Source organism: Sphingomonas horti (assembly GCF_009753715.1).
Lineage (GTDB): Bacteria > Pseudomonadota > Alphaproteobacteria > Sphingomonadales > Sphingomonadaceae > Sphingomonas_B > Sphingomonas_B horti.
The window spans coordinates 68,192-79,900 of the sequence record NZ_WQMS01000009.1; the positions used below are offsets into that span (position 1 = coordinate 68,192).

At 61.8% G+C, this 11,709-nt stretch carries 10 protein-coding genes; 3 read left to right on the forward strand and 7 right to left on the reverse strand.

Annotated elements, in window-relative coordinates:
- The first annotated feature begins 1 nt into the window (after window position 1).
- Window positions 2–1,420 (forward strand): O-antigen ligase family protein, encoded by a 1,419-nt coding sequence (locus GON01_RS08710; protein ID WP_157026984.1) that lies wholly within the window; start codon window positions 2–4, stop codon window positions 1,418–1,420.
- The gene (locus GON01_RS08715; RefSeq protein ID WP_157026985.1) at window positions 1,417–2,649 is read left to right on the forward strand and encodes a hypothetical protein; all 1,233 of its coding nucleotides are present in this window, start codon (window positions 1,417–1,419) and stop codon (window positions 2,647–2,649) included. Before GON01_RS08710 ends, GON01_RS08715 begins: the two co-directional genes overlap by 4 nt.
- Here the strand turns inward: GON01_RS08715 and GON01_RS08720 are convergent.
- The 4 genes from GON01_RS08720 to GON01_RS08735 form a co-directional block, all read right to left on the reverse strand.
- Complete coding sequence (locus GON01_RS08720) at window positions 2,646–3,593, reverse strand: GDP-L-fucose synthase family protein (protein WP_157026986.1); 948 nt, start codon at window positions 3,591–3,593, stop codon at window positions 2,646–2,648. The two genes, GON01_RS08715 and GON01_RS08720, sit on opposite strands and share 4 nt — an antisense overlap.
- Window positions 3,590–4,660 (reverse strand): GDP-mannose 4,6-dehydratase, encoded by a 1,071-nt coding sequence (gene gmd, locus GON01_RS08725; protein ID WP_157026987.1) that lies wholly within the window; start codon window positions 4,658–4,660, stop codon window positions 3,590–3,592. Before gmd ends, GON01_RS08720 begins: the two co-directional genes overlap by 4 nt.
- Window positions 4,661–4,749: 89 nt before the next feature.
- Window positions 4,750–6,948: a GumC family protein gene (locus GON01_RS08730; protein WP_157026988.1), complete on the reverse strand. Its 2,199-nt coding sequence runs from the start codon at window positions 6,946–6,948 to the stop codon at window positions 4,750–4,752.
- Between the two features lie 27 nt (window positions 6,949–6,975).
- On the reverse strand, window positions 6,976–7,572 hold the full coding sequence (locus tag GON01_RS08735; RefSeq protein ID WP_181600087.1) for a polysaccharide biosynthesis/export family protein: 597 nt from the start codon (window positions 7,570–7,572) through the stop codon (window positions 6,976–6,978).
- 374 nt (window positions 7,573–7,946) lie between these two features.
- Between GON01_RS08735 and GON01_RS08740 the strand changes: the two genes are divergently transcribed.
- Window positions 7,947–9,734 carry a hypothetical protein gene (locus tag GON01_RS08740; protein WP_157026990.1) on the forward strand — a complete coding sequence of 596 codons (1,788 nt, stop codon included), beginning with the start codon at window positions 7,947–7,949 and terminating at the stop codon, window positions 9,732–9,734.
- Between the two features lie 17 nt (window positions 9,735–9,751).
- Here the strand turns inward: GON01_RS08740 and GON01_RS08745 are convergent, their stop codons facing one another.
- The 3 genes from GON01_RS08745 to GON01_RS08755 form a co-directional block, all read right to left on the reverse strand.
- Window positions 9,752–10,621 carry a UTP--glucose-1-phosphate uridylyltransferase gene (locus GON01_RS08745; RefSeq protein ID WP_157026991.1) on the reverse strand — a complete coding sequence of 290 codons (870 nt, stop codon included), beginning with the start codon at window positions 10,619–10,621 and terminating at the stop codon, window positions 9,752–9,754.
- 64 nt (window positions 10,622–10,685) lie between these two features.
- Window positions 10,686–11,216, reverse strand: a complete 531-nt coding sequence (msrA, locus tag GON01_RS08750; RefSeq protein WP_157027089.1) for a peptide-methionine (S)-S-oxide reductase MsrA — start codon at window positions 11,214–11,216, stop codon at window positions 10,686–10,688.
- Between the two features lie 121 nt (window positions 11,217–11,337).
- A complete protein-coding gene (locus tag GON01_RS08755) occupies window positions 11,338–11,586 on the reverse strand; it encodes a hypothetical protein (protein WP_157026992.1) in 249 nt (82 codons plus the stop codon).
- Window positions 11,587–11,709: the final 123 nt, after the last annotated feature.

Below are 11,709 nucleotides of genomic sequence, written 5' to 3' on the forward strand. Positions count from 1 at the left end.
CATGGCGCGGACCAAGACACGCCGCCCCCGCATGAAGTGGGCGCAGCAGATCGATCCGGCCTTCTGGGCGCTCGCAATATTGCTCAGCGCGGCCTTCCTGTTCGGCGGAGGATCGCGCGACGATATTCTCAGCCTCGTCATTCTGAGGCCGTTAGCGGTTCTCTGCCTCGGGCTGGGCCTATGGACGCTCAATAGCGAGCATCTGCAGCGCTATCGGAGCTCGGTCATCTGGCTCGGCGCACTGCTCGCCCTTGCCGTCATCCACCTCATCCCGCTTCCGCCGGCAATCTGGACAGCCCTTCCGGGACGCGAATTGCCATCCCAAGCCGCAATAGTGGCGGGCGTCGAGCAACCGTGGCTGCCGATCGCATTGATTCCGTGGCGGGCGTGGAACGCGTTTTATTCGCTGCTTGTACCGATCGGCATCTTTGTGCTCGCTGTTCAGATGTCTCCTGAACAACGACAGCGGCTCACCTACCTGGCGGTGGCATTGATATTGCTGAGCGCGGCTATCGCAATCGCTCAGGTCGTCACCGGATATAATCGATCGCTGTATTTCTACCGCGTGACGAACTTCGGCGAACCGACCGGACTGTTCGCTAACCGCAACCATTTTGCCTTGCTGATGTGCTGCGCATTCCCGCTCTTCGGAGCAATCGTGCCGACCAACCGCAACCCGGATCGGAACGCGACGTTCATTCTGCTGGGCATCCTGCTGATGTCGCTGACCTTAGTAATGCTTGTCCTGCTTACCGGATCGCGCGCAGGTCTGGTCCTGGCGCCCTTGGCCATCGCACTCACCGCGCTGGTGCTTGACCCACAGCCTCGGCGCTCTCTCATATCCCGCCACCGCAAGCTCATTGTCGGGGCAGCCGCCGGCCTTGTCCTGCTGCTGATCGCCATCGCGATCTATATGTCTCGTGCCTCGGCGATCGACCGGCTGTTGACCACCGGACCAGATGAACTGCGCCTCAGCAGCTGGGGCCCGATATTCGCGATGCTCGGCAAGTATTTCCCCGTTGGCGCGGGGATCGGTTCCTTTGTCGACGTCTATCGCATCGACGAGCCGCGGCAGATTCTGGGAACGGCCTATCTGAACCATGCGCACAATGACTGGCTGGAATGGGGCTTCACCCTTGGCCTGCCGGGCATCCTGCTGTTGATCAGCGCCATCGGACTTTGGTGCCTCTCAGCCGTGCGCCTGGTAAGGGAGCGCCCCGAAAGGCTCCCCCACGGCCGCCTTGCCCGCGCAAGTGCAGTCATTCTGCTGCTGGTCGGACTTGCAAGCCTGCTCGACTACCCGTCGCGCACTCCGGTCATCGCTTGCCTGCTCGCCTGGTCCGCCGTCCTCATGACTTCTCGCCCGCCGGAATCTCGAACTTTGCGCAAAGGCAATCCAACACAGGCGTTCGGGCAATGAATCCGCGGACTGGCAAGGCAAGCAAAGCGCGCATAGCCTGGGGCATCGCGCTTGGAGGATTGACCGCCTTTGCAGCGTACGAAGCGTTCGCCTCGGCATTCACCAACGTAACGCATCGCGTCCGACCGGAATTGGCGCTTCTCCTTAGTCCGGATGATCCGATCGCTCTCGCAACGATCGGCGAGACTCAGCTCCTCAGCGGCAAGGCCATCCGCCATCCGGACCGGCTCGCAAATCTCGGGAAGCGCAGCATCAAGCAGCTTGCCGTCAATCCGATTGCCCTGAGCCTTATCGGCTACTCACGAAGCGACGCCGACTATCGGGCGGGGCGCTCGGCAATGGAATTGGCCGACCGCATGAATCGCGCGAACCTGCCCGTTCATCTATGGCTGATCGAAGCCGCCGTGGCGCGCAACGACGCCGCAGAGGCGCTTCGCCATTATGACGTGGCCATGCGTACGAGCAGGAGCGCGCGGCAAATCCTTTCGCCGGTTCTCACGAGCGCTCTGGAGGACAAGGCGCTATGGCCTCCATTTCTCAGCATCGCTCGCGAGCGGCCGGAATGGCTGCCCGACTTCCTCCGCTTTGCAGTTCGCAATAGTGCGAAACCGGCGGTATTTGCGGAGCTGATCGAGGCATCAGGTGGCGTTTCCGGCTCCGCGGTCAGCGCCGCCGTTTCCTCTGAGCTGCTGAAACGTCTGGCCGATCAAGGCGCCATCGGGCCTGCTCTGCGTCTCTATGCATCTCTTCCGGATGCCGATCCCAAGACTCCCAAGAGTTTGTCGTTCGAGATCGCAGACATAGATCCACGCTACGCACCGCTCACGTGGGTCACTTACAACACACCCATCATGGGAAGCGGATTTCTGCGTGGCGCAAGCGAGTCGGAAAACGAACTGCATGTGAACTTCTATGAACCAGGCAACGCACAGGCGGCGGCCAAGCTGATCGTGGTGCCAGCCGGGACCTACCGGGTTCGAGCGCGTCAATATCTTGCCGAGGGCTCGTCCGGAGGCCGGCTGACCTGGGAGGTAATGTGCCAGACGGGTGCCCAGCAGAAGATTTTGTGGTCGAAGAGATTGGACCTGACGCCGCATCCAGCACAGTTGGACGAACTCATTGCTCTCCCCGCCGGGTGCGATGCCTTTCTGGTGCGGATCGTCGGCAAAACCGATCAGCCCGGTTCTGAAATGGTGGTTCAGAGTCCCAGGCTCGACCGCGTTTCCTAGGATGTGTGCCCCAGGACATTCGACGCAAGCAATTCGCCGTAGGTCCGCCGAATCCCCTCCTCAAGTGCTATTTGCGGCTTCCAACCCAGACCGTTGAGCATTGAATTGTCCATCAGCTTGCGTGGCGTGCCGTCCGGCTTGGTGAGATCAAAAGCAAGGTCGGGTGGAATGCCAACAACGTTGCAGACCAGCTCCGCGAGCTCTCGGATGCTGATGTCGGTTCCGAAGCCCACATTGACGTGCGATTCTGCGGAATAATTCTTCATGAGGAAGACGCAGGCATCCGCACAGTCATCCGCGTGGAGGAATTCGCGCCTGGGCTCTCCCGTGCCCCATAGCTCGAGCTGCTGCAGCGCGCCGATCTTGACCAGATGTGCCTTGTGAATGAGCGCAGGGAGCACATGGCTGCTCATCAGATCATAGTTGTCACCGGTACCGTAAAGGTTCGTCGGCATGGCGGAAATGAAATCGCATCCTTCCTGTCGGCGATAGGCCTGGCACAATTTGATGCCAGCGATCTTTGCGATCGCATACCATTCGTTGGTTTCCTCCAACGGGCCGGTAAGCAGCGCGTTTTCCTGGATCGGCTGCGGAGCCATTCTAGGATAAATGCAACTGGAGCCGAGAAACAAAAGCTTCTCGACCGAGACGGCGCGGGCGGCACTGATAACGTTCGCCGCGATCATCAGATTGTCGTAAAGAAAATCGGCAGGCCGGCTCGCGTTTGCTAGAATACCGCCAACCTTGGCCGCGGCAACGAAGACCAGCTCGGGCCGCTGGTCGGCAAACCATGCATTCACCTGATGTTGATCGCGCAGGTCCACGTCAGATCTGTCAGCGCATAGCGTTTCGCACTGTTCGACCTTCAGCCGCCGAACAATGGCACTGCCGACCATGCCGCGATGGCCGGCGACAAAGATGCGCTTGCCTTGGAGATCAGTCATAACGTGCTGCGCGCGATCGGTTCGTTCCGGAGCAATTGCACGTCTTCGGCAACCATCTCACGGACAAGCTCGCGGACTGTGGTCTCGTGTCGCCAGCCAAGCTGCTGCCGGGCCTTGCTCGCGTCGCCCAGAAGGAAATCAACCTCGGTAGGACGGAAATAGCGCGGGTCGATCTCGACGAGGCACCTGCCATTGGCGCGGTCAAAGCCCTTTTCCTCGAGACCTGTCCCCCGCCATTCGATGTCGATGCCGACATCCTGGAATGCCCATTCCGCAAACTGCCGGACACTGGTGGCGACCCCCGTTGCCAGCACGAAATCGTCCGGCTCGTCTTGCTGCAGCATAAGCCACATTCCGCGAACATATTCCCGCGCATGGCCCCAATCGCGCCGGGCATCCAGATTCCCGAGATAGAGCCTGTCCTGCTGACCAAGCGAAATTGATGCGGCTGCGCGGGTGATCTTCCTGGTCACGAATGTCTCACCGCGAAGCGGGCTTTCGTGATTGAATAGAATGCCGTTGCAGGCGTAGATTCCATATGCTTCGCGATAGTTGACGACGATCCAGTAAGCGTAGAGCTTTGCAGCCGCATAGGGCGATCGCGGGTAGAACGGGGTGGACTCCCTTTGCGGGGTCTCCCTTACCAGTCCGTAGAGTTCGGACGTCGAGGCCTGGTAAAAGCGCGTCGTCGCTTCGAGACCCAGGATGCGGATAGCCTCAAGGAGGCGCAGAGTCCCGACCGCGTCCGCGTTCGCTGTGTATTCCGGCGTTTCGAACGAGACGGCAACGTGACTCTGTGCGGCCAGGTTGTAGACCTCTTGCGGCCGCACCTGCTGCATGATCCGGATCAGATTGGTCGAGTCGGTCAGGTCTCCATAATGGAGGATCATGCGGGGATCGTCGTGCGGGTCTTCGTAAAAGCGTTCGATGCGGCCCGTGTTGAACGAGGAGGAGCGCCGCTTGATGCCGTGAACGATGTACCCCTTTTCCAGCAGAAATTCGGTCAGATACGCGCCATCCTGGCCGGTAATGCCGGTAATGAGAGCGACTGGAGGATTGGCAGCCATCGAATGCCTCTTGGAATGAAGACGTGAACCGGCCGCAGGTCGAGGACCGCGTCCAGAGCGAAATAAACCTGAGCCAGGCTAAGCTGGAGTCAGGCGTTGCTGGCCTTGTCCGCACCGCCATAAGCGAGCCCATAGCCATAGGCGACGCCATATCCGTATTCGGTCGCGCCGCTCTGCTTCAGCTTCGTCAGGATGACGCCGACGATGCGGCTGCGGCTGGTGCGAAGGCGTTCGACAGCCGCCTTGATACCGCGTACGGGGACGCCTGAAGCCTCTGCGACATAGACCACGCCATCGGCCGCTCGCGCCAACAACGGAGCATCAGCAAGGCCGAGCAAGGGCGGAGAATCGATGACGACATGGTCGAACTCTGCCTCGACCGCGGCCACGAGTCGCACGACGCGATCGCTTGTCAGCAATTCCGCCGGATTAGGAGGCGTGATGCCTGCCGGAATCAGGTTCAGCCCTGGCGTGGAGGTCGGCACCATCAGTGCTTTCCAATTCTCCTCACCCGCAAGGTAGTTGCTGAAACCAGGCTGCTGCTTCACGTCGAACAATGTGTGAAGCGACGGCGAACGCATGTCCGCATCGATGAGCACAACGCGCTTGCCGGTGCGCGCCAGCACGGTTGCTATGCTGACGCTGCTCGTGCTCTTGCCCTCCGCTGGTCGCGTACTGACGACTACCAGTGACTTCGGCACACCATGGTCGGTGGAAAAGGCAAGGCTGGAGTTGACGGTAAGATAGGCTTCCGTCAGCTCGGATTTCACGTTCTGGATCAGTTCCTGCGGGTTTTCGTCACCAATGTCGGGGACCGCGCCCAGCAGCGGCAGCCCCAGTGCACGCTGGACATCGGACGGATAGCGCACGCCTTCGTCAAACTGCTCGAGGATAAACACGACCAGACCAGCAAGGGCGATACCGACAAGCAAGGCCACCGCCATGTTCAACGGGAGCTTCGGCTTTGACGGAGACGTCGGCACGCGTGCCTCGTCGACAACCGAGATGTTGCTGGCGGCAACGCCGGCAACGCCGATTTCCTTGTAGCGCTGGAGAAGGCTGTCATAGAGCTGCCGATTGGTATCGGCTTCCCGCTGATAGATATTGTACTGGATGCGGGCGCGCTCTTCGCGTGTGAGAGCCTGCGTAAGCGCGCCGACCCGGTGCTGAAGGTCCTGCTCCCGACGCAGCGCAGCCTGATAGTCCTTCTGTAGCGCCTGGGCGCCGCGACCTTCCTCGCGGGCGATGGCGGTATTCAGGCTCGCGATCTGCTGGCGCAGCGCACGCGCCGGAGGATAGGCTGGTTCGAATTGCACCAGCATCTGCGCAAGCGCGGCCTCGGACTCTGCCTTGCGCTGGCGCAAGGAGGATACGGTCTGGTTCGCTCCTGCAGGCTGCACGTCTGCAGCCGCCGCGCGTGCCTGGGCCGCAATCCGTGCGGCAGTGGCCTCCGCCAATGCAGCATTCATGGCTTGAAGATTTGCCGAGGTAAGCGTTCGGGTCGTCTGAACCCGTCCATCTTCCGACTTTTGCTCCAACACCACGATCCCGGACCGGTTGGCATATTTGACCAGTTCACGCTCGGACTGCTGAACGCGTTCCCGCAGCGTCTCGAGACGCTGCTCCAGGAAGCGGCGAGCGCTGGCTGTCGACGCGAATCGCCGATCAAGGCTCTCCGCGATGAACTCACGGCCCCAGCTATTGGCTATGTTCGCCGAAAGCGTCGGGTTCGCGCTCTCATACATGATATCGACCAGCGCGGAGCGCGCGAGCGGCTGGATCGCGACATGGTCCTGAAGCAGGGCGACCGCCTGATCCTCCCTTTCCTTCAGGGAATCTTTCGACAGCACGCCGCTGCGCCCGCCTTCGTCGTCCAGGCGGACACCATGTGCTTCGAAGAATGCAGGATCCCTGGCCAGGCCGAGCGAACGCGCGACCCGCTCGGCAACCGCACGCGTCTTCAGCAGCGCGTACTGGGTTTCGTAAAATTCCTGGTCGAACGTTGCGTCCTTTCCGGACACACCCTCGATGTTGGTGATGCGCTGTTCCTGCCGGCTGATCTCGACGCGCGTCTTCGCCGTGTATTGCGGCGTCATCAGCAATGTGACGATCACCGCGATCGCGACGGAAGCGACAAGGATGGCGCCGATCAGCCACCGCCGGCGCTCAATGACCCGCAGATATTCGAGCAGAATCGGCGTCCCGCCGCCCGAGGGAGTCGATTGAACATCGCTCTCGATCAATTTCTCCGAGCTCAGACCCTCGGGAGACGTACCCATGAAATTCATTGCCGAATGCTCGATTGAGAAATGAAACTAGCGGACCAGAAGAACCAGCGGGTTCAATAGCAGCGGCGTGATATTCAGGATATCTTTGAATCGCCGCCGCGCCTGCGAATCGCCCACGGCGATCACATCGTCCGGATAGACCTGCGGATCGGCATAGGCACCGCTGCTGATCGCCCGCAGGTTGTAGAGGGCCGCGTAATCATGGCCATTGACCCGCCGAAAAAGAATGACCTCCTGGTCGCGTGCGAATTCGCCAAGGCCCCGCGCGCTCGCGACTGCCCGCATCAGCGTCGTCGATCCGACGGCTGGATAATTGCCTGGCTCGCGCACTTCGCCGTAGACGGTAAACGTCCGGGGCGCCGCCTGATCCACATTTACGGTCACCTGAGGGTTACGAATGTAATTCGCACGCATAGCCTGGGCGATTTGCTGGGCGATTGCTTCGGGCGTGCGGCCGGCGGCCTGCATCACTCCTGCGTAGGGAAAGGAGATATTGCCGCCGCCGTCGACCTGTACGACGCGGCTCAAATCCTCGATGCCGAGTACGTCGATGCGCAACCGGTCAAGGGGTGCCAGTACGAAATCCGAGCTGGCCGGATCGGCGGACCCGGGCGCCGGCAGCACGCCCGTCGGAACGACTTGCAGGGAGGAACGGGGGACAAGGGCCGGGCCCGAAGCGCATCCCGCCAATCCCAAAAGCAATACGAAACTGGCAAAGGCTCCCCCACGGTTCAGCCTGCAACGCACCATATTTTCTGATTTCCCACCGGTTTTAAAAATCGGCCTGAGCCACGCGCCAATTTTCGTCTGTCACGAAAAGGCAAAGCGCCCGCTCATCCCAATGGTTGCGCATATCGAACGCAAGCCGGAAGGCCAAGGCTTAAGTTCCCGAGACGCAGCCCAGAGCGGCGCGTTCGGTTTCTTTTGCGACGAAGCCGCGGCATGTGGCAGGGGCGTCGGCCGCTGCCAAGCCGACCTCCTGGGAGGAAGAGTTTCCGATGAACAGACGCGACCTGCTCAGCGCCGGCATGACACTGACATGGTCCGCCGGAATCGCAGCTTGCTGGGACGCGGATCGGGCCGACGCTTTCGCGCTGCCTGCACAAACTCACCCCGCAGACGACCTCGATGCGATGATTGCACGCGCATACCGCGGCGATCAGTTGCTCCAGCTCTCGCCGAAAAGGTATCGGACCAAGGGTGTCGCCATCCCGCCGCCGGGCAATGACGAGATACGCGGCAGGCCGTTTTCTGTGCTCGGCGCCGGAGCCGGCGAGCCGTTTGGGCAGGAGATGTTCCAGGCCGGCACCGTGATCGAGGGGATCGGCACGACGGGGCCGGTCGTTCACTTCAAATCCCGTGCCGCCCGCCAAGGCTCCGGCTCGATCGAATGGGGAAAACAAAGGGTCGTGGGAGCCACCAGCGCCGGCACTCCCCTGATCAAAGTCGACAGCTTAGCCGGTCTGAACCACCTGCACGATTTCGTCGCGCTCCAGCACGGCTCCGGAGACGGCATTTCCGCAGGCAATTTGATCACGACAACGGTCCAGCGCTTTTTCGTCCTCAACGACGACTGGGCAAAGGTGGCCGCTGCACGGAGCGGAACGGGCTTCAGCCTCACGCCGGCGATGGACTTCGGCCTCTCCTTCATCGCGAATTGCACGGTTCGAGGCTTCAAGACCGCCTATCAAATCGGTGACGAGCAGTCAGAACGAGTCCTGGCGTCAAAATTGTTCATGCCGGAAAGCGCCGCGGTCGAGGACGGAATACGCGTCGCGGCATCAGCCGAGGGGCTGAGCATCGACACCCCCTATTTTGAAGGGGTCAGCGGTACCTGCATTTTCGATGAGGGACGCGTCACGCATATCGTCAACCCCTATGCGGTGCTGTCCTTCCATACCGGTATCGATCTTCGTGGCGACGGCGGTTCCGTGTCGGGCGGCTACCTGGGCTTGCGGGAGCGAGATGCCGTCGGGATCCGCATCGGCGGATCGCCTTCCGGCCAAGGCATCTGGGGCTGCCGGATCGTGTGGGGCGCGGCGGGGCGGGGCGACAATGTTCGAGGAATCGAAATTGCCCAATCCGGCGACCCCTTGCTGTTCGCGTTCGTCGGCTTCCATCCCTCCGGCCCGTGGACCGGCGGCCGCAAGGTCAATGATCAAAGCTATTCGACCGCGCATGGCGGGGCCGCGAGCGGTCATGGCTCAGGCGTGATCGGCCTGCTTATGCGCGAGAGCGCAGCGGGCGCAACCTTGCCTTGCCTGTCCCGCGCCGCGATCAATCTGCATGTCGACGCCCGGATCCTCAGCGATGGCGACATAGATGACGAGGGCACGCTTCAACTAAGCGCGGCATCCGTACAGAGATTACAGTCGGCCCAGGCCGCAGAAATTCGCCGCTTGGCAGCGCCCAACCTGCCGGACAAGACCGGAGTGCTCATTGTCGAGACCGGGGGCATCACCTTCCGCCCTTCTTCCACACTCAAAGGAATCGCGGAGCCGCTAGTCTTCGGCCCCGGGGAATTGGGCGTCGTCCACTACCAGATCTTGCCCGGCTCAAACGCATCCGTCCTCATCACGGCGGTTCATCGAAGCCGTCGTACGCCGGTCATGCCGGCATTCACGGTCGCCGCGCTTCGGTCAATTCGAGAAGGCATCGGCGGGCCGGTTCTGGCAGGTGATGGCCGACGCAGCGGCGAAGCCGCCGGCAAGGGAAGTGGCTGCCCGGTGTGGTTCGATGGAGAAAGCTGGAGGACGTTCTACGACAACCAGCCCGTCGACGCCTGACCAAGCGGGGGAAGCGTTCAACGGACGAGCAGCGCATCTGCGAAGGCCCGGATATCCGCGCCGATATCGTTGCGCTCGAGCGCGAGTGCTAGGTTCGCCTGCACGAACCCCGCCTTGTCGCCGCAATCGTAGCGCGCGCCGCGATAGGTGCGTGCGTGGAATGGCTGCTGCCCGATCAGCTTGGCGAGGGCGTCCGTCAGCTGGATCTCGCCCCCTGCGCCGCGTTCGCCCTTGTCGAGGGTCGCCATCACCGCGGGCTGCAACACATAGCGTCCGATCGCCGCTAGCCGTGAGGGAGCGGTGCCCGCCTTAGGCTTTTCCACGAAGCCGCGCACTTCGGTGACATCCCCGTCCCGCGCGCCGGGATCGACGATGCCGTAGCGATGGGTGTGGTCTTCCGGCACCTCAAGCACGGAGATCACGTTGCCGCCCTTTTCACGGTAGGTCTCGGCGAGCTGGCTGATCGAAGGGTTCTCCGGGTTCCATAAGAGCTCGTCGACCAGCAGCACCGCGAACGGCTCATCGCCGACCAGGTGACGCGCGCACCAGACTGCGTGGCCGAGGCCGAGCGGTTCCTGCTGGCGCACATAGGCGATGTCGCCGGGAGCAAGGCGGGTGCCGTTCAGCACGTCCAGCGACTTGCCCCGCTCGCGCATCGTCGCTTCCAGCTCGTAGGAGATATCGAAATAGTCCTCCATAGAGCCCTTGCCGCGACCGGTGACGAAGATCAGCTGCTCGATTCCGGCGGCAAGCGCCTCGTCGACGGCATATTGGATCAGCGGCCGGTCGACGATCGGCAACATCTCCTTGGGCACCGACTTGGTCGCGGGCAGGTTGCGAGTGCCGAGACCGGCGACCGGAAACACCGCCTTGCGCAAAGGCTTCATCAGCGTGGACTCTCCAAAGTTGTGAACACGCCCGTAACGAATGACGGACGCGGGTTGAAGCGCGCTATCGCTTCAATCGTTCCGCATAGCTCTTGCGGAATTTCCGCAGCTTGGGCGCGATCACGACCGTGCAATAAGGATTCTGGTCGCCCACCCGCTCGAAATAGTCGCTATGATAATCCTCGGCCGGATACCATTCGCCGAGCGGCTCGATGCTGGTCACGATCGGCGCGGGCCAATCCGCCTGGGCCTTGTCGATCGCGGCCCGTGCTGCCGCTTCCTGCTCGGCCGAATGCGGGAAGATCGCGGAGCGATATTGCGTCCCGACATCGTTTCCCTGGCGATTGAGCTGGGTGGGATCGTGGGTGTGGAAGAAGATGTCGAGCAACTCGTCGTACGAAATCACCGCCGGATCGAAGGTGATACGGATCGCCTCGGCATGGCCGGTGTCGCCCTCGCACACGCGCTTATAGCTCGGATCGGGGACGTGGCCGCCGGTATAGCCGCTCTCGACCGATTCGACGCCGATCACGTCGTCAAACACGGCCTCGGTGCACCAGAAGCACCCGCCGGCGAGGGTTGCGGTTTCCATCATTTCCATGCGGTCAAATTGAGATCCCGCAATGGCCCCTTTCCGGGATGGATTTCAAGCCGCATAAAAAAGACCGGCCTCCTCGCGGAGAGCCGGTCCATTTTGATTGCGTGTAACCAGCGCCTTACGGGCTGGTCGGGCTGTCGTCGCTGTCCGCGGCGACGATGATGCCCGCGACGACCGCTGCCGCCGCAAGAACGGCGATGATCAGGCTGCCGCCGGCGAGCTTCTCACCCTCCGCGGTGGCGCCCGAACGGGCGGCCGACGCGACCGACAGCTTCGAGGCCGAAGCAGTCTGCGCCGCTGCCATCGACGGCATGGCGATCATCGTCATCGCGGCGACGATCGACGTCGCTGCTTTACGGAAACTCATCAGGACACTCCCTTTTTTGTCATGGTCCGCACGCCGCCTGTGGCACTTCTCCGCAGGCAAGACAAGACTAAAACCGTTCCAGCTTGGAACACAAGCCCGAACATGCGCCGATCCAGGCCCGTT

What these genes read in the sequence shown, in the direction of transcription:
- GON01_RS08710 (WP_157026984.1), top strand. Translation starts at nt 2, where the DNA reads ATGGCGCGGACCAAGACACGCCGCCCCCGCATGAAGTGGGCGCAGCAG.
- GON01_RS08715 (WP_157026985.1), top strand. Translation starts at nt 1,417, where the DNA reads ATGAATCCGCGGACTGGCAAGGCAAGCAAAGCGCGCATAGCCTGGGGC.
- GON01_RS08720 (WP_157026986.1), bottom strand. Translation starts at nt 3,593, where the DNA reads ATGACTGATCTCCAAGGCAAGCGCATCTTTGTCGCCGGCCATCGCGGC.
- gmd (WP_157026987.1), bottom strand. Translation starts at nt 4,660, where the DNA reads ATGGCTGCCAATCCTCCAGTCGCTCTCATTACCGGCATTACCGGCCAG.
- GON01_RS08730 (WP_157026988.1), bottom strand. Translation starts at nt 6,948, where the DNA reads ATGAATTTCATGGGTACGTCTCCCGAGGGTCTGAGCTCGGAGAAATTG.
- GON01_RS08740 (WP_157026990.1), top strand. Translation starts at nt 7,947, where the DNA reads ATGAACAGACGCGACCTGCTCAGCGCCGGCATGACACTGACATGGTCC.
- GON01_RS08745 (WP_157026991.1), bottom strand. Translation starts at nt 10,621, where the DNA reads ATGAAGCCTTTGCGCAAGGCGGTGTTTCCGGTCGCCGGTCTCGGCACT.
- msrA (WP_157027089.1), bottom strand. Translation starts at nt 11,216, where the DNA reads ATGATGGAAACCGCAACCCTCGCCGGCGGGTGCTTCTGGTGCACCGAG.
- GON01_RS08755 (WP_157026992.1), bottom strand. Translation starts at nt 11,586, where the DNA reads ATGAGTTTCCGTAAAGCAGCGACGTCGATCGTCGCCGCGATGACGATG.